This window comes from Streptococcus sp. 53 (assembly GCF_013276565.1).
GTDB lineage: Bacteria > Bacillota > Bacilli > Lactobacillales > Streptococcaceae > Streptococcus.
In genome coordinates, this window is sequence record NZ_VMLG01000023.1 from 81,539 (window position 1) to 100,680 (window position 19,142).

The window sequence follows — 19,142 nt, forward strand, 5'->3', positions numbered from 1 at the left end:
AGACCTCATGACACTTACAGTTAGAAAATCCCTACATGATGCGGTTTTACAGGCTTCAAAAGCTGATACTTGGGAACAAGCTACCAAGGAATGGAATGAAGTTTCCTTGATTTTTAACGGTATCGGCCGTAGCAATTGTGTCTGTGGAAATGCCATCAAGTACGCCTACGAACTCTTTAACTGTGTCACAGGTCAACGCCTCTTTCCAATTGGTAGCGACTGTGTTCGTCATTTTCATCGATTGTCCCTTGACCAGCAACTGGAAGAGGAAGAAAAATTACTCAGAAAGGTTGAAAATCTGACAAGAAAAGCCCAGAAAAAGGAAAAAATCAAGGTCAATAAAAGTGACTTTGACGAGCGACTTCTAAAGTGGCTCTGGGAAAAAGGTGTTTTCAAACCCAATCGTAGCAATCAGTTCTCACCTGAAAGAGACTACCAGCTTTTCCTAGAAGTCTTTCAGGGAGGAAGTTGGACCAAGGCAGAGCCCAAGAAAAAGGCTCGGATGGAAGAAGTCCTAGAAAAGTATATCAAACCCTTTTTACTTGGAAAACCAGATGACCAACTCTACCTTGTCAAGCTAGGTAAGGAGAAAATTGACTACGAACAAGAACTCCGTATCCAGGCAGAGAAAGAACGCAAGAAGAGGGATAAAATCGCCAAGAAATATGCAGACAATCTGGTTCTAGCTATGGGCCCAGCAGAGCGTGCTTATCAGGATTACTTTGGATTTACAGAGACACTGACTCAAGAAGAACGAAAGTGGGAGAAAATTCTTTTTGGTAAAAATCGGACAGAACGGGCTATCAAGGTTAAACAATACCAAAAAGAGCTGGAAAAAGACCAACGAATTGCTAGTCAGGATCCAATTGAAAGAAAGCAGAAGCAGACCTGGCTCCTCAATTCCTATTTTCGTGAGCTTCCTGAAGAAAAAGCCCGATTTGCTCGGCTCTTATTAGAATATCGAAAAAGTGGAGAAGTGCCTTTTTCAACTGAATACTTATCAGACTATCTGCTAGACTTTTTCTATAAAATGAAAGCCTTTGAGTTTGAAATCGCACCAGAACAAGTCCGAGACTTTTTAAAAGAAAGCCTTCAGACAGAGCATCTCTCCTCAGCACAGGAAAGCTGGATAGAAGGAATTCTCTTCAACTGCCTCAAACCATTTTTAGAACGATTAGTGATATAAGTAACACCTACCGTGGAAGTTTCATGGTAGGTGTTATTTTATCCAAAAAAATATAAAACAAAGTATGAAAACGCTACTAAATTTTAAGACTTTTCGGTAAATAAAGAGTATAATTAAGGTATACTGCCTTTTTTATAGATAATACACTAATATAATAAAGGTCTTTGTAACATTTATAAATTGTATTTCAAGGAGGAATCATGGGAAAGTATTTTGGTGAAAAACAAGAACGTTTTTCATTTAGAAAATTATCAGTAGGACTTGTATCTGCAACGATTTCAAGTTTATTTTTTATGTCTGTATTAGCTAGTTCATCTGTGGATGCTCAAGAAACTAAAGGTGTTCACTATAAATATGTAACAGATTCAGAGCTATCATCAGAAGAAAAGAATCAGCTCGTTTATGATATTCCGACATACGTGGAGAATGATGATGAGACTTATTATCTTGTTTATAAGTTAAATTCTCAAAATCAACTGGCGGAATTGCCAAATACTGGAAGCAAGAATGAGGTGCAAGCCTTAGTTGCTGGTGCTAGCTTAGCGGCTCTGGGGATTTTAATTTTTGCTGTTTCCAAGAAAAAAGTTAAGAATAAAACGGTATTACATTTAGTATTGGTTGCAGGAATAGGAAACGGTGTTCTTGTATCGGCTCATGCTTTAGAAAATCATCTTTTGCTAAATTACAATACGGACTATGAATTGACTTCTGGAGAAAAATTACCTCTTCCTAAAGATATTTCAGGTTACAGATATGTTGGATATATCAAAGAGGGAAACATAACTTCTGAGCCTAAAGTAAATAATCAAGAAAAATCAGCAGCCACTCCTACAAAACAACAAAAGGTAGATTATAGTGTTACACCGAATTTTGTAGACCATCCATCAACAGTACAAGCTATTCAGGAAGAAAAAACAGCTTCTTCAACTAAGCCGACAGAAGTTCAAGTAGTTGAAAAACCTCTTTCTACAGAATTAATGAATCCAAGAAAAGAAGAGAAACAATCTTCAGATTCTCAAGCACAATTAGCAGAACATAAGAATCTAGAAACGAAGAAAGAGGAGAAGAATTCTCCAAAAGAAAAGACTGGGGTAAATACATTAAATCCACAGGATGAAGTTTTATCGGGTCAGTTGAACAAACCTGAACTCTTATATCGTGACGAAACTATAGAGACAAAAATAGATTTTCAAGAAGAAATTCAAGAAAATCCTGATTTAGCTGAAGGAACTGTAAGAGTAAAACAAGAAGGTAAAGTAGGTAAGAAAGTTGAAGTCGTCAGAATATTCTCTGTAAACAAGGAGGAGGTTTCACGAGAAATTGTTTCAACTTCAACGACTGCGCCTGTTTCAAGAATAGTCGAAAAAGGTACTAAAAAAACTCAAGTTATAAAGGAAGAAGCTGAGACTGGTGTAGAACATAAGGACGTACAGTCTGGAGCTATTGTTGAACCCGCAGTCCAACCAGAGTTACCGGAAGCAGTAGTAAGTGACAAAGGCGAACCAGAAGTTCATGAGAAGCCTGACTATACGCAACCAATAGGTGCAAACCTTGTTGAGCCTGAAGTTCATGAGAAACTAGAATACACGGAACCAGTAGGTGCAACAGGAGTAGATGAAAATGGAAACTTGATTGAGCCACCTGTTATCGACATTCCAGAGTATACTGAACCAATATCTACAGTTTCAGAAGTTGCATCAGAAAGAGAAGAGTTGCCTTCTTTACATACCGATATCCGGACCGAGACTATTTCTAAAACGACTATAGAAGAATCTGATCCTACCAAATTTATAGGCGATGATTCTGTTAAACAAATTGGTGAGGATGGCGAACGTCAAATTGTTACTAGCTATGAAGAGTTACATGGCAAAAAAATTAGTGAACCAGTTGAAACAGTAACTATTTTGAAAGAAATGAAGCCTGAAATTCTTGTAAAAGGTACAAAAGAAAAGCCTAAAGAAAAAACGGCTCCTGTTTTGACTTTGGAGCGAACAGATACAAATGTATTAGACCGCTCCGCAAATCTTTCTTATCATTTGGTTAATACAGATGGAGTCAAGATCAATAAAATTACTGCGACAATTAAAGATGGAAATGAAATTGTCAAAACAGTAGATTTAACTTCAGAGCAATTAGATAAGCAGGTAGAAGATTTAAAATTCTACAAAGACTATAAGATAGAAACCACTATGACCTATGACCGTGGTAAGGGAGAAGAAACTGCAACATTAGAAGAGAAACCACTTCGCTTGGATTTGAAAAAAGTTGAGTTGAAAGATATTGCAAACACCAGTCTCGTACAAGTAAACGAAAGCGGTGTCGAAAGCGATAGTAATCATTTAACTTCTCTTCCAAGTGATGTTAACAACTATTACTTAAAAGTAACCTCAAGAGAAAACAAAGTGACTCGTTTAGCAATTGATAAGATTGAAGAGGTCATTGAAGAAGGTAAGCAGCTTTACAAGGTAACGGCAAAAGCACCTGACTTAGTTCAACGTGATAAAGACGGTAAGTTAAAAGATACGTACACTTATTATCTTGAAAAGCCAAGAGCTACCGAAGATAAGGTTTATTACAATTTCCATGATTTAGCAAAAGATATGCAAGCAAATCCTACCGGTGAGTTTAAACTTGGTGCAGATTTGAATGCAGTTAACGTTAAACCAGCAGGTAAAGCTTATGTTATGGCTAAGTTTAGAGGTACTTTATCAAGTGTAGAGAACCATCAGTACACGATTCATAACTTAGAAAGACCTTTGTTTAATGATGCTGAAGGTGCTACACTCAAAAACTTTAACTTAGGTAATGTAAATATCAATATGCCTTGGGCTGATAAAGTTGCACCTATTGGTAATATGTTTAAGAAGTCTACACTTGAGAATATCAAAGTAGTAGGTTCAGTAACAGGAAATAACGATGTAACCGGTGCTGTTAATAAGCTAGATGAATCCAATATGAGCAATGTAGCCTTTATTGGTAACATTACAAGTGTTGGTAATAAAGGTTGGTGGTCTGGTGGACTTGTCAGCGAAAGTTGGCGAAGTAACACGGATAGTGTTTATTTTGACGGTGATATTATAGGTAACAATTCTAAGTTTGGTGGTTTAGTCGCTAAAGTCAACCACGGAAGTAATCAATTTGATGTTCGTCAACATGGTCGCTTAACTAATTCTTTTGTTAAAGGTACTATGAAACTTCAACAACACGGTGGTAGTGGTGGATTGATTCATGATAACTATAACTGGGGTGTTGTTGAAAATAATATCAGTATGATGAAAGTCACAAATGGGGAAATAATGTATGGTTCTCGTGAAGTGGATACAGGTGATTCTTACTTTGGATTTGAGAACTTCAAAAATAACTACTATGTGGACGGTGTTGCCTCAGGATTATCTTCATATAACAAATCAAAACAAATTAAAAGTATTTCTGAAGCAGAGGCCTTAGAGAAATTTGCTAAATTAGGTATCACAGCTCAGGATTATGTTATCTCTACCCCAATCGTAAACAAGTTAAATCGTATCGTTGATAGAGATTCCGAATATAAAGCGATTCAGGACTACCAAGAAACAAGAAACCTAGCTTATCGAAACTTGGAAAAACTGCAACCATTTTATAACAAAGAGTGGATTGTAAACCAAGGGAATAAGTTAACAGATGATTCCAATCTTGTTAAGAAAACTGTTCTGTCTGTAACAGGTATGAAAGCAGGGCGATTTGTCACTGATTTATCGGATATTGATAAGATTATGGTTCACTATGCTGATGGTACAAAAGAAGAGTTAGCTGTAACTGCTAAAACTGACTCTAAAGTAGCTCAAGTAAAAGAGTATGATTTAGCAGGTCAAAACATTGTCTATACTCCAAATATGGTTATGAAGAATCGTAACCAGTTAGCAAGCGGTATTAAAGAGAAGTTAGCTAGTGTTACCTTACTTTCAGATGAAGTTCGTGCTTTGATGGATAAACGTGAGAAGCCTTGGCAAAACACTCCTGAGAAGAAGACTGAGTACATTAAAGGATTGTATTTAGAAGAAAGCTTTGAAGAAGTAAAAGGAAACTTAGAAAAACTTGTTAGTCAGATTTTAGAAAATGAAGATCATCAGTTAAATGGTGGGGAAGTAGTTGAGCGTGCTTTACTCAAGAAAGTAGAAGATAATAAAGCTAAAATCATGATGGGGCTGGCCTACTTAAATCAATATTATGGTTTTAAATACGATGAGTTATCAATTAAAGATATTATGATGTTTAAACCTGATTTTTATGGTAAGAATGTTGATGTTTTAGATTTCTTAATCAAAATTGGTTCAAATGAAAGAAATGTTAAAGGAGATAGAACTTTAGAAGCTTATCGTGAAACTATAGGTGGAACAATCGGAATAAATGAATTAAATGGATTCTTACATTACAATATGAAGCTATTCACTAACCATACAGATATAAATGACTGGTTTAAGAAAGCTATTGAAAAGAACGCGTATGTAGTTGAACAACCATCAACGAACCCTGCATTTGCCAACAAAAAATATCGTCTATACGAAGGAATTAATAATGGGCAGCATGGGCGTATGATTTTACCTCTTCTTAACTTGAAAAATGCACATTTATTTATGATTTCAACGTATAATACTATCTCATTTAGTTCGTTTGAAAAATACAACAAAAATACTGAAGAAGAACGTGAAGCCTTTAAAAAAGAGATTAATCTACGTGCCAAAGAGCAAGTTAATTACTTAGATTTTTGGTCACGTCTTGCTACTGATAATGTCCGCGATAAACTTCTTAAGAGTCAAAATGTAGTTCCAACTCCTGTATGGGATAATCATAACGCTCCAGGTGGCTGGCCTGATAGATTCGGACATAGAAATGGAAAACCAGACTATACTCCAGTCAGGGAATTCTTTGGTCGTATTGGGAAGTATCATGCTTATAAACCTGGATATGGAGCTTATGCTTATATTTTTGCTGATCCTCAACCTATGGATGCTGTATATTTTGTTATGTCGGATTTAATAAGTGAATACGGCACATCTGCTTTTACACATGAAACTACCCATGTAAATGACCGCATGGCATATCTGGGGGGGCATAGACATCGACAAGGTACAGACCTTGAAGCATTTGCTCAGGGTATGTTACAAACTCCAGCAGAACACGGACATCAAGGTGAATACGGCGCACTTGGATTAAATATGGCATTTGAACGTCAAAATGATGGTAACCAATGGTACAATTATAATCCTGATAAACTTAAAACTCGTGAAGATATTGATCGCTACATGAAGAACTACAATGAAGCGTTAATGATGTTGGATTATGTTGAAGCAGATGCTGTAATTCCAAAATTAAATGGTGACAATAGCAAGTGGTTCAAGAAAATTGACCGTGAAATACGTCGGCCAATGGATAGAAATAAACTAAGTGGTCCTCACCAATGGGACAAAGTGCGTGACTTAAATCAAGAAGAGAGTTCTAAGAAATTATCAAGTATTAACGATTTGGTTGATAATAACTTTATGACCAAACATAATAATCCAGGTAATGGTATATTCCGACCAGAGGACTTTAGGCCTAATTCAGCATATGTTAATGTTCAAATGATGGCTGGTATTTATGGTGGTAATACAAGTAAAGGTGCCCCAGGTTCATTATCATTTAAGCACAATGCCTTCCGTATGTGGGGTTACTATGGATACGAACATGGATTCATTGATTATGTTTCAAGCAAACATCAAGGCGCCGCTAATAACGACAATAAAGGTCTCTTAGGTGATGATTTCATTATTAAGAAAGTTTCTAAGGATAAATTCAATAATCTTGAAGAGTGGAAAAAAGAATGGTTCAAAGAGGTTAAATCAAAAGCAGAAAAAGGATTTGAAACTATTGAAATTGATGGTCGTCAAATTACCAACTATACACAATTGAAGGATATCTTTGTTAAAGCAGTTGAAGAAGATTTGAAGAAACCAGATGACTTCTCTCACACTGTTGCTCTTAAATCTAAGGTATTCAAAGCCCTTCTTAAAAACACAGACGGTTTCTTTAATAAACTGTTTAAAGAAGACATTTAAATGTTTAAAATATAAAGAGGACAGTTTTTTGCTCCCTCTGAAAAGTCACCATTTGATGGCTTTCAAAAAGCACCTCAAAAAGGTATTGCCAAGTTGCAATACCTTTTTTTGAGGCTCTTTTGTCTTGTTCTTGTTTCAGACGATACCACATGATGTACTGTTTTGCTTCATTTTACTATAAAAGGACTTAGTCTTGTGCAGTACAGAACTAAATCCTTTCAATAATTATTTGTGCAACTTTTTGGGGTTAGTAAAGAGAAGCTCGTTTTTGTTCATTCTCTTTCTGTGACAAGATTCTTAATCTTTATTTTCGTATGGCAAGATCAAGTTCAAGATGATTCCTGTCATGGCTGATAGGGCAGTTCCTGAAAGGGTAACTGGACCAAGTTTAAGGATAGCTCCTCCAAGTCCAAGTACCAACATAGCACTTGCGATGATGAGGTTACGCATTTGAGCGAAGTCAACACGTTCTTTAATCAAGACTTTCAAACCGTTGCTGGCGATAACCCCATAGAGAAGGATTGACATACCACCAAGTACAGCGTTTGGAATGGTTGAAATCAAGGCAGTGAATTTACCAAGGAAGCTAAGAGCAATTGCGATAAAGGCAGCGTTACGGATAACTGAGACAGAAGCGATACGAGTCATACCGATAACCCCTGTGTTTTCTCCATAAGTTGTATTGGCTGGTCCACCAAGGAAGGCAGAAACAGAAGTTGCGATACCGTCACCAAGAAGAGTACGGTGAAGACCTGGTTCTTTCAAGAATTGACGGCCACAGATTTGACCCAAAACAGTATGGTCTCCGATATGTTCAGAAATTGTTACGATAGCAATTGGTAAGATGGCGATGGTTTCTGGCCCAAAGTAAAGATTGTATTCTTTAAAGGCACCACCAGTACTAAATGGCAAGTAGAAACCAGGAATTTCAAACCAGTTAGCTTTAAGAACTGGTGTAAAGTCAACTAGCCCAAGAGCTAGTGCGAAGAGGTAACCACCGATAATGGCAAAGAGGAATGGAATGATTCGTAGGAAGCCTTTTCCTTTTGTATTGATAAAAGCAGCAATCAAGAACGTAACAACGGCTACCAGAGCATTTTTCCAATTTCCGTCTGCCACAAGTCCAGCGTTAGTAACTGCTGAACCTGCAAGTCCAAGACCGATAACGATGATCATAGGACCGATAATGATTGGTGGCAAGAGTTTATCAATCCATTTTGTTCCCACAAATCGGATGCTGGTAGCAACAAGGACATAGACCAAACCAGTCAAGATAACCCCTGTTTGAGCAGCAGATACATCACCACCCATTTCTTTCATAGCCAGTGACATAGCTGTGATAAAGGCAAATGAAGAACCTAGATAAACTGGAACTTTAAAACCAGTAGCAATCATGTAGATGAGTGTTCCAACACCTGAAGCAAAAAGGGCAACAGATACAGGCATTCCCAAAATCAATGGTACTAAGATGGTCGCACCAAACATGGCGAAAACGTGTTGGAAGCTAAGGAGAATTCCTTTTCCAGCCGAAGGACGTTGGTCAACGTCTAGTAACAAATCAACAGTTGATTCTTGTTTCATATAAACCTCACTTTTGGGCATCAAAAAAGAGCCCATTATTTTACAGCAATAGGCCCTCAGAGTAAGACTTCTTTAAAATCTAGACTTTAAAAAGTTTCAAATATTTCTGCGTCTTCGTCACCTCACGGGATGACATTAAAAACCTTTGCTTGTGATAGTATAGCAAAAATTGCAAACTTTGTAAATATTTTTTACTTAAAAATTTAAAGCGGGCGTTTATTTGGCATGCCAGCCTTACGTGGATATTTATTTGGTGTTTCTTTTTTCTTTTCTACCACTGTGATGTAGCGCGGATCTCCATTAGGTAGAGCGTAGCTGAGGTTGTCTTCGACCTTACTAAAAAGGAGGTTGAGGGCATTCTTAGCTTCTAATAATTCCTCAGGCGCATTGCTGGCCTTGAGTGCCAATAGTTTTCCGCCAACTTTAAGGTAAGGAATTGTCAATTCAGATAAAACCTGCATGCGGGCAACCGCACGAGCTGTTACAAAATCATAGTGAGCACGGAAGTTCTTGTCTTTGGCAAAATCTTCTGCACGACCGTGGTAAAAATGAACACCATCCAAATCCAGTTCTTGAGCCAAAAGTTGGAGGAAGTTGATGCGCTTATTGAGTGAATCAATGATGGTCACATCTAACTGAGGATAGAGGATTTTCATGGGAAGACTAGGAAATCCTGCCCCAGCTCCAATATCAAGAAGTTTGATATTTTCATTAGGAATCAAACCTTGAAGAATGGGGGCAATCGAATCGTAAAAATGTTTGAGATAAACTTCATCTTTGTCCGTAATGGCTGTTAAATTAATCTTTTCATTCCACTCGACCAAGAGTTCAAAATAACGTTCAAATTGCTTTTTTTGCTGGTCCGAAAGTGGAAGATTTTGCTCGGCAAGCAAGTTGTAAAATGTTTCTGGTTTCATAGTTATTTCCTTCTTTAGTATCATCTTATTTTACCACAATCATTAAAAATTTGATATACTGGTACTAATCTAAAAGTAGAAAGGACTTATATCATGACTTGGATTATTCTTGGAGTTATCGCTCTTGTTGTTATTTTTGTGATTGTTAGCTATAACGGTTTGGTTAAGAATCGTATGCAAACAAAGGAGGCTTGGAGCCAAATTGATGTTCAGTTGAAACGTCGAAATGACCTCTTGCCAAACTTGATTGAGACTGTAAAAGGTTATGCTAAATATGAAGGTTCTACCCTTGAAAAGGTGGCAGAACTGCGTAACCAAGTGGCAGCAGCGACTTCACCAGCAGAAGCTATGAAAGCTAGTGATGCCCTCACTCGTCAGGTTGCAGGTATTTTTGCAGTTGCAGAAAGCTATCCAGATTTGAAGGCAAGCGCCAACTTTGTTAAATTGCAAGAGGAGTTGACAAACACAGAAAATAAAATTTCTTACTCTCGTCAACTCTACAACAGTGTTGTCAGCAACTACAATGTAAAATTAGAGACTTTCCCAAGCAACATTATCGCTGGAATATTTGGATTTAAAGCAGCAGATTTCCTTCAAACACCAGAAGAGGAAAAGGCAGTTCCTAAGGTTGATTTTAGCGGTTTAGGTGACTAAGATGCTGTTTGATCAAATTGCAAGCAATAAACGAAAAACGTGGATTTTATTGCTGGTATTTTTCCTACTCTTAGCTCTTGTTGGTTATGCGGTTGGTTACCTCTTTATGCGGTCTGGGATTGGTGGTTTGGTTATCGCACTGATTATCGGCTTTATCTATGCCTTGTCCATGATTTTTCAATCAACAGAGATTGTCATGTCCATGAACGGGGCGCGTGAGGTTGATGAACAAACGGCACCAGATCTCTACCACGTAGTGGAAGATATGGCTATGGTCGCTCAGATTCCTATGCCCCGTGTTTTCATCATTGATGATCCAGCCTTAAATGCCTTTGCGACAGGTTCTAACCCTCAAAATGCGGCGGTTGCTGCGACTTCAGGTCTACTAGCTATCATGAATCGTGAAGAACTAGAAGCTGTTATGGGACATGAAGTCAGTCATATTCGTAATTATGATATCCGTATTTCGACTATTGCAGTTGCCCTTGCTAGTGCTATCACCATGCTTTCTGGTATGGCAGGTCGTATGATGTGGTGGGGTGGAGCAGGTCGCAGACGAAGTGATGATGACCGAGATGGAAATGGTCTTGAAATCATTATGCTCGTGGTTTCCCTACTAGCTATTGTACTGGCACCTCTCGCTGCAACCTTGGTTCAGCTCGCTATTTCTCGTCAGAGGGAATTTCTGGCAGATGCATCTAGTGTCGAGCTGACTCGCAATCCCCAGGGAATGATTAATGCCCTAGATAAGTTGGATAACAGTAAACCAATGAGTCGTCCTGTCGATGATGCCAGCAGTGCACTTTATATCAATGATCCTAAGAAAGGGGGAGGGTTCAAAAAACTCTTTTATACCCACCCACCTATCTCAGAACGGATTGAACGTTTGAAACGTATGTAAAAATGTGACTATACAATACTAAAAAATGAGCATTCTCGTAGTTGGAGATGCTCATTTTCTTATATAAGGAACTCAGAAATCAATTTGTTAGGATCCAACTTATATTCTTCGAAAATCTCTTCAAACCACGTCAGTTTCGCTTTGCCGTAGGTATATGTAACTGACTTCGTCAGTTCTATCCACAACCTCAAAAACATGTTTTGAGCTGACTTCGTCAGTTCCATCTACAACCTCAAAGCAGTGCTTTGAGCTGTCTACAGCTAGCTTCCTAGTTTGCTCTTTGATTTTCATTGAGTATAATCATAAAAAAGTTTCCAATCAGATGACTGGAAACTTTTTTATAGTCTATTTCGGAAAACTTCGTACATGAGAATGGCTGCAGCAACACTGGCATTAAGGCTTTGAACATGTCCATTCATGGGAATGGTAATCATTTCATCGACTTGTTTTTTGATGTTGCTAGAGATGCCTTTTCCTTCATTTCCAATGATGAGGGCAATTTTCCCTTTTGTATTCCACTTGTGGCAAGGAGTCCCATTCATATCTGTTCCAAAGGTCCAGAAGCCTTCATCCTTGAGTTTATCTAAGGTTTGACTGAGGTTGGTTACTCGGGCAATCGGAACGTGTTCAATAGCACCTGTGGCCGTTTTGGCAACGACAGGAGTTACTCCCACAGCACGGTGCTTGGGAATGATGACACCTGAAACATTGGTCGCATCAGCGGTTCTTAAGATGGAGCCTAAGTTGTGAGGATCAGTTAACCCGTCCAGAATTAATAGCAAAGGATTTTCTTCTTGGCGTGTTTTGGCAAGGATGTGATTCAGCTCGCTATAGGCAAATTCAGACACTCGTAGAACAAAACCTTGGTGGACAGCACCTTCAGTCATCTCAGAGAGGGATTTTTTTGAAGTCCAAGAAATGGATACCTTCTTTTCTGTAGCTAGTTCCTTGACTTTCTCAACGTTCTTACCTCGGAGATCTTCTTGGAGGTAGAGTTTGTTTCCAGTGTTTGCAAGGAGGGCTTCGGTAACGGCGTGGACGCCATAGACAATATCATTTGTTTTCATGCCTCTATTATAACACAAAACCCCGTCTTGCAACGGGATTTTCTTTATTCCAAAATCAGTAAACCATCTTTAACTTCAAATGGGTCTTTTTCATTGATACGGTCGTAAAACATGATTCCGTTGATGTGGTCAATTTCATGCTGAACAACGATGGAGTTGTAGCCTTTGAGTTTGATACGGTGTTTTTCTCCATCCTTGTCAAAGTAGTCAACAGTAACGCGGGCATGGCGAATAACATAGCCAGGCACGTTGCGGTCAACAGATAGGCAACCTTCTCCTTCACCAAGAGCAGCGTCTTGAACAGAGTGAGAGACGATTTTTGGATTGTACATAATGGCTTGTAAGTCGTAGGCTTCCTGTGGCGTTTCGCCTTCTTCAACAATATTTGGCACCAAAACAGCGATAATGCGTTTTGAGATATCCAACTGAGGAGCAGCCAGTCCTACCCCACCGCGTAGCCCCATTTTTTCAGCCATGACAGGATCTTGGGAATGTTTGAGGAATTGCATCATCTTTTCGCCAAGGATGATTTCTTGGTCAGACAAGGGAAAAGTGACTTCCTCAGCAACTGCGCGTAGAGTAGGATTCCCCTCGCGGATAATATCGTTCATATCAATTAAGTGAGCAGCTTTTGTAATACGTTCTATAGCAGACATTTTCTCTCCTTTCATTACCTCTACATGATAACACAAAATGACAAGGATTGAAAGTATTACAGCCTTTAGGATTTATAGAAAATAGATAGGAAGTTCAATTCATACTCAATGAAAATCAAAGAGCAAACTAGGAAGCTAGCCGCAGGTTGCTCAAAAAACTGTTTTGAGGTTGCAGANNTGACGTGGTTTGAATTTGATTTTCGAAGAGTATCAATTGTGAAAGAATTACTTATCTATGATATAATAAAAAGAAAAGGCTTGCATAAGAAAGTAGGGAGAATGAAGATGCAAAGAAGACAAGATAGAAATCAGGGTGGTTTAGCTTTTCGTTTTATGAAGGGCTTGGTAAACTTTTTTAGGAGTTATCGCAAGTGGAGCAATAAAGGATTTGTGGCGGTACTCTTGCTAGCAGTTGCTTTATCAATGGGCTTGGTCTTATTGTTTGAAAGTTTCCAAGGCATGCCTCTGACCAGTCAAAAACGAGATACTATTTCTCAAGAAGGGACTAAGCAAAAGTCTCAGGAGCAGGAAGAGGAAAAATCTGCTAGAATTATGGCCAACGGAGATTTGCTCTACCACGATGGACTTTTCTTTTCAGCTAAAAAAGAAGACGGTACCTATGACTTTCATGAGAATTTTGAGTATGTGACTCCTTGGCTTAAGCAAGCAGACTTAGCTATTGGTGACTTTGAAGGAACCATCAATAAGGATCACTATTTAGCGGGTTATCCTCTCTTTAATGCTCCTGCTGAAGTTATGGATGCCATTAAGGATGCAGGTTATCATGTGCTGGATTTAGCTCATAATCATATTTTGGATTCGCAAATTGAGGGAGTTATTTCAACGGCCGATATTATTGAGAAAGCCGGAATCACTCCAATCGGAGTTTATACGCATGAACCACGTGATCAGGCTCCGCTGGTCATTAAGGAAGTGAATGGGATCAAGGTTGCTCTTTTGGCCTATTCTTATGGATTCAATGGAATTGAGCAGTATATTTCTCAGGAAGACTATAATCGTTATCTTTCAGATTTAAACGAAGATAAGATGAAGGCTGAAATTGAACGGGCAGAGAAGGAAGCAGATATCACCATTATCATGCCTCAGATGGGTGTTGAGTATCGATTGGAACCAACTGAAGAACAAAAAGCTCTTTATCACAAGATGATCGATTGGGGAGCGGATATTATCTTTGGAGGGCATCCTCACGTTGTTGAACCATCTGAAACGGTTGAAAAAGATGGAGAAAAGAAACTCATTATCTATTCAATGGGGAACTTCATTTCCAATCAACGGATTGAATCTATGGGAGATGAAGAAAATGCTAAGTGGACTGAACGTGGTGTTCTCATGGATGTAACCATTAAGAAGAAGGATGGAAAAACAACTATCGGAACAGCTAAAGCTCATCCTACTTGGGTCAATCGAACACCAAAGGGAACCTTTTCACCAGAAGGCTATCCTTTATATCATTATCAAACCTATATCTTGGAAGACTTCATAGAGGGTGGCAGTCATCGTGACCAGTTAGATGAAGCGACTAAGGAACGAATTGATGCAGCCTATAAAGAAATGAACGAACATGTAGGATTGAAGTGGGATTAGCTTGAATCCAGAGGGAAGTAAATGACGATTAAAGTAATTGCGACAGATATGGATGGGACCTTGCTGGATGCTAGAGGCCAGCTGGATCTCCCACGATTGGAAAAGATTTTAGATCAGTTGGATCAAAAGGGTATTCGTTTTGTCATCGCGACGGGCAATGAAATTCACCGCATGAGACAATTACTGGGCCACTTGGTGGATCGAGTGGTTCTGGTTGTTGCTAACGGTGCTCGTATTTTTGAAAACAATGAACTGATTCAGGCTCAGACTTGGGATGATGCCATTGTCGATAAGGCTTTGGCTCATTTCAAGGATCGATCATGTCAGGACCAGTTTGTTGTAACGGGGATGAAGGGTGGTTTCGTCAAGGAAGGTACCATTTTTACAGACCTTGAAAGTTTTATGACTCCAGAAATGATTGAAAAATTCTATCAACGGATACAGTTTGTGGATGAATTAACCTCTGACCTCTTTGGTGGTGTGCTCAAGATGAGTATGGTTGTTGGTGAGGAGCGTTTGAGTTCGGTCTTGGAAGAAATCAATGACCTCTTTGATGGCCGTGTTCGGGCTGTATCGAGTGGCTATGGTTGCATTGATATCCTTCAATCTGGAATTCATAAAGCATGGGGCTTGGAAGAATTACTCAAGCGCTGGGACTTGAATCCCCAACAAATCATGGCTTTTGGTGACAGTGAAAATGATGTTGAAATGCTTGAAATGGCTGGAATTGCCTTTGCGATGGAAAATGCTGATGATAAAGCCAAAGCTGTTGCGACGGCTCTAGCGCCAGCCAACAGCCAAGGAGGAGTTTACCAAGTCTTGGAAAATTGGTTAGAAAAAGGAGAATGAAGTGGCAGTACAGTTATTAGAAAATTGGCTCCTTAAGGAACAAAGTAAAATCCAAACCAAGTATCGTCACTTAAATCAGGTTTCTGTTCTAGAGCCAGACATTCTTTTTATTGGGGATTCCATTGTCGAATATTATCCTCTGCAGGAACTATTTGGGACTTCAAAGACGATTGTCAATCGAGGCATTCGAGGTTATCAGACAGGGCTGTTATTAGAAAATCTAGATGCGCATCTTTACGGTGGAGCAGTAGATAAAATTGTCCTTTTAATTGGGACGAACGATATCGGAAAAGATGTGCCTGTGAATGAGGCTCTCAATAATCTCGAAGCTATCATACAGTCCATTGCTCGCGATTATCCATTGACAGAGATAAAATTGCTTTCTATTTTGCCAGTTAATGAAGGCGAGGAGTACAAGCAGACAGTCTATATCCGCACGAATGAAAAGATACAGGAGTGGAATCAAGCCTATCAAGAGCTTGCCTCTGCCTATATGCAGGTAGAATTTGTGCCAGTTTTTGATAGTTTGACAGATCAGGCAGGCCAACTAAAAAAAGATTATACTACTGATGGACTGCACCTTAGTGTTACTGGTTATCAGGTTTTGACCAAAGCTTTGAAAGACTATCTTTTGTAGTTAGTTGATTTCTTTTTTGCATTTTTGAGTTAGATAAGGTATAATGGTTTTATTGTCTTTTGGGGTCGTTACGGATTCGACAGGCATTATGAGGCATATTTTGCGACTCGTGTGGCGACGTAAACGCTCAGTTAAATATAACTGCAAAAAATAACACTTCTTACGCTCTAGCTGCCTAAAAACCAGCAGGCGTGACCCGATTTGGATTGCTCGTGTTCAATGACAGGTCTTATTATTAGCGAGATACGATTGAGTCTTGTCTAGTGGCTTGATAAGAGATTGATAGACTCGCAGTTTCTAGGCTTGAGTTATGTGTCGAGGGACTGTTAAACTAATACATAACCTATGGTTGTAGACAAATATGTTGGCAGGTGTTTGGACGTGGGTTCGACTCCCACCGGCTCCATTATTCCTTTGCATTCTTTTGCATTCCTTGATAAAACGTTGTTAAATCAACGTTTTTTATTTTTGTCTTTGGTATTCTTTTGCGAAAAAAGGAGTCACAAACAGAGCCTAAAACAGACCCTGTTTTTAAAAAAGGGATACAAAAAAGGATACAACATTTTTGTCGTACCCTAAAAATCTATGTACTTCACAAAGCGTTCTTCGGCTTCATTATGCGTTTTTGTAATTTTAAGACTTGTTAGCTGATTTTTTACAATCCTGCGAAATCTTTGATTTCTTGTGCTGACATTGAAGAGTCGCAACGGACATTGATTTGTCCATCTGCAACGTGAACAAATCCTGGTACAGTTGGGATTCCGTAGCGTGAACGGAATGCTTGTAACTCATTGAGTTGGCTTGATTCTTCACTATTGATGAAGTAAATGTGAGCTTTGGTTTCAGCTACGACACCAGCCAATGTACCTGCAAATTTACGGCAGTAAGGGCAAGTTTTGCGACCGATAAAGAAGGTTGCAGTTTCTTTTTTATCAAGAGATTCTTGCGCACGCGCAACTGTAGTGACTTCAAGATCTTTGATATTATCTAAAAATTGTTCCATGAGATTACCTCGCTTTCATTGATATGTCTAGTATGCCATAAAGTTTCTAAAATTGCTTAGATTTGATACGAAAAAAAGATGAGATTATTTGGTCTCATCTTTTTAGATCTTTATTTTACAAAAGCATTGATTTCTGCTTCGATGTTAGCAATCTTAGCTTGTGATTCTTCGTTTGTTTCACCTACAACTGCAATGTAGAACTTGATTTTTGGTTCTGTACCTGAAGGGCGAACAGCAATCCATGAACCGTCAGCAAGTGTGTATTTCAACACGTCACTTGGAGGAGTTGTCAAGTTTGTAACAGTACCGTCAGCAGCAGTAGCAGTTTGTGCCTTGAAGTCTTCTACGACAGTGATAGCTGTTGCATTCCATTCTTTTGGAGCATTATTACGGAATTTAGCCATAATTGCTTTGATTTGTTCAGCACCATCGACACCTGAAAGGGTAACAGAGATTGTCTTTTCTGCGTAGTAGCCATACTCTTTGTAGATTTCTTCGATACCGTCAGCAAGTGTCAAACCACGAGAACGGTAGTAGGCAGCAAGCTCAGCAACGACAAGAACGGCTTGGATAGCATCTTTATCACGTACGAATGGTTTAATCAAGTAACCGAAGCTTTCTTCAAATCCCATCATGTAAGTGTGATTGTGTTTTTCTTCGAATTCTTGGATTTTTTCAGCGATGAATTTGAAACCAGTCAGAACGTTGAACATGGTTGCCCCGTAGCTTTCAGCAATCTTCGTTACCAAGTCAGTTGATACGATAGATTTGCAGAGAGCGGCATTTTCAGGAAGAGTTCCAGCATTTTTATGAGCTTCCAAGATGTATTTTGCCATGATAGCACCGATTTGGTTACCTGAAAGGTTGAGGTAGCTACCATCTTTTTGAAGAACTTCAACACCAACACGGTCAGCGTCTGGGTCAGTTGCCACAAGAACATCTGCACCAACTTGACGACCAAGTTCTTCAGCGAGGGCAAAGGCTGCTTGACTTTCTGGGTTCGGAGATTTTACAGTTGAGAAGTCTGGGTCAGCAGTTGCTTGCGCTTCAACAACTTGAACAGAGTCAAATCCTGCTTGGGCAAGAGCACGACGAGCCAACATTTCACCAGTACCATGAAGTGGTGTGTAGACAATCTTCATGTCTTTACCAAATTCTTCAATCAAGGCTGGGTTGATGTTTACGTCTTTGACTTCTTTGAGGTATTCTACATCGACAGCTTCGCCGATGACTTCAATCAAGCCAGAAGATTTTTCAGCTTCCACATCAGCAACTTCAACTGCAAATGGGTTTTCGATTGCACGGATATAAGTAGTCAAAGCGTCCGCGTCGTGTGGAGGCATTTGTCCACCGTCTTCACCGTAAACCTTGTAACCGTTAAATGGTGCAGGGTTGTGGCTGGCTGTGACCATGATACCCGCGAAACAGTTGAGGTGACGAACTGCAAATGATAGTTCTGGAGTTGGACGAAGGCTTTCAAATACATAAGATTTGATACCATGTTTAGCAAGAACTGCTGCAGATTCAAAGGCAAACTCAGGTGAGAAGTGACGGCTATCGTAGGCGATTGCGACACCGCGTTCTTTCTCGTTTCTACCTTTTGACTCAATCAAACGAGCCAATCCTTCAGTAGCTTGGCGAACAACGTAGATGTTGATGCGGTTTGTACCAGCACCAATCAAGCCACGCATACCTGCTGTACCAAATTCAAGATTTGTATAGAAGGCATCTTCCTTAGTTTTTTCGTCCATATTTTCCAAATCTTGACGAAGATAGTCAGGAAGCTCCGCAAAATCAACCCATTTCTGGTAATTTTCTTGGTAAGACATTAAAATTCTCCTTTATTTTTAAAACATTTAATCAGTTTGATTATATCATTTTTTTTAGTTTTAGTAAAACCTTATCTGCTTCGAAAATCTTTTCAAACCAGGTCGGATTGAATTTGGGGTTTATATGATGTTGAGGCTAGGGAAAATTCAATCTCAGTAAAAAAAGTAAGTCTTCTCATAATAAAA

At 39.1% G+C, this 19,142-nt stretch carries 13 protein-coding genes and 1 other RNA gene; 8 read left to right on the forward strand and 6 right to left on the reverse strand.

Going from position 1 to position 19,142, the window contains the following annotated elements:
• Window positions 1-7: 7 nt before the first annotated feature.
• Together HT722_RS07745 and HT722_RS07750 are read left to right on the forward strand one after the other, a co-directional pair.
• Window positions 8-1,186, forward strand: coding sequence for a hypothetical protein (locus HT722_RS07745; protein ID WP_173278475.1), 1,179 nt, complete (start codon window positions 8-10; stop codon window positions 1,184-1,186).
• Window positions 1,187-1,386: 200 nt separating this feature from the next.
• A complete protein-coding gene (locus tag HT722_RS07750) occupies window positions 1,387-7,257 on the forward strand; it encodes an SIALI-17 repeat-containing surface protein (protein ID WP_173278477.1) in 5,871 nt (1,956 codons plus the stop codon).
• 297 nt (window positions 7,258-7,554) lie between these two features.
• Here the strand turns inward: HT722_RS07750 and HT722_RS07755 are convergent, their stop codons facing one another.
• Window positions 7,555-8,838: a solute carrier family 23 protein gene (locus tag HT722_RS07755; RefSeq protein WP_173278479.1), complete on the reverse strand. Its 1,284-nt coding sequence runs from the start codon at window positions 8,836-8,838 to the stop codon at window positions 7,555-7,557.
• Window positions 8,839-9,041: 203 nt separating this feature from the next.
• Window positions 9,042-9,755, reverse strand: coding sequence for a 16S rRNA (guanine(527)-N(7))-methyltransferase RsmG (gene rsmG / locus HT722_RS07760; RefSeq protein WP_173278481.1), 714 nt, complete (start codon window positions 9,753-9,755; stop codon window positions 9,042-9,044).
• Between the two features lie 93 nt (window positions 9,756-9,848).
• Here rsmG and HT722_RS07765 point away from each other — a divergent pair, with 93 nt between their 5' ends.
• Together HT722_RS07765 and htpX are read left to right on the forward strand one after the other, a co-directional pair.
• Window positions 9,849-10,409 (forward strand): LemA family protein, encoded by a 561-nt coding sequence (locus tag HT722_RS07765; protein ID WP_173278483.1) that lies wholly within the window; start codon window positions 9,849-9,851, stop codon window positions 10,407-10,409.
• A 1-nt stretch (window position 10,410) separates the two neighbouring features.
• A complete protein-coding gene (gene htpX / locus HT722_RS07770) occupies window positions 10,411-11,310 on the forward strand; it encodes a zinc metalloprotease HtpX (protein WP_173278486.1) in 900 nt (299 codons plus the stop codon).
• Between the two features lie 338 nt (window positions 11,311-11,648).
• On the opposite strand, the gene rlmB is transcribed toward htpX, so the two are convergent.
• Window positions 11,649-12,377, reverse strand: coding sequence for a 23S rRNA (guanosine(2251)-2'-O)-methyltransferase RlmB (gene rlmB, locus HT722_RS07775; RefSeq protein ID WP_138703006.1), 729 nt, complete (start codon window positions 12,375-12,377; stop codon window positions 11,649-11,651).
• A gap of 44 nt (window positions 12,378-12,421) precedes the next feature.
• Entirely contained in the window at window positions 12,422-13,033 is a 612-nt protein-coding gene (gene def, locus HT722_RS07780) for a peptide deformylase (protein ID WP_001272955.1), read from the reverse strand.
• A gap of 285 nt (window positions 13,034-13,318) precedes the next feature.
• Here def and HT722_RS07785 point away from each other — a divergent pair, with 285 nt between their 5' ends.
• The 4 genes from HT722_RS07785 (at window position 13,319) to ssrA (ending at window position 16,533) form a co-directional block, all read left to right on the forward strand.
• Complete coding sequence (locus tag HT722_RS07785; protein ID WP_173278488.1) at window positions 13,319-14,638, forward strand: CapA family protein; 1,320 nt, start codon at window positions 13,319-13,321, stop codon at window positions 14,636-14,638.
• A gap of 21 nt (window positions 14,639-14,659) precedes the next feature.
• Complete coding sequence (locus HT722_RS07790) at window positions 14,660-15,487, forward strand: HAD family hydrolase (protein WP_173278490.1); 828 nt, start codon at window positions 14,660-14,662, stop codon at window positions 15,485-15,487.
• Between the two features lies 1 nt (window position 15,488).
• Window positions 15,489-16,124: a GDSL-type esterase/lipase family protein gene (locus HT722_RS07795; RefSeq protein WP_173278492.1), complete on the forward strand. Its 636-nt coding sequence runs from the start codon at window positions 15,489-15,491 to the stop codon at window positions 16,122-16,124.
• A 61-nt stretch (window positions 16,125-16,185) separates the two neighbouring features.
• Window positions 16,186-16,533: a transfer-messenger RNA gene (gene ssrA, locus HT722_RS07800) on the forward strand.
• A gap of 246 nt (window positions 16,534-16,779) precedes the next feature.
• On the opposite strand, the gene HT722_RS07805 is transcribed toward ssrA, so the two are convergent.
• A complete protein-coding gene (locus tag HT722_RS07805) occupies window positions 16,780-17,127 on the reverse strand; it encodes a PedC/BrcD family bacteriocin maturation disulfide isomerase (RefSeq protein WP_173278494.1) in 348 nt (115 codons plus the stop codon).
• Between the two features lie 110 nt (window positions 17,128-17,237).
• Window positions 17,238-18,956, reverse strand: a complete 1,719-nt coding sequence (locus HT722_RS07810) for a phospho-sugar mutase (protein ID WP_173278496.1) — start codon at window positions 18,954-18,956, stop codon at window positions 17,238-17,240.
• Window positions 18,957-19,142 lie beyond the last annotated feature (186 nt).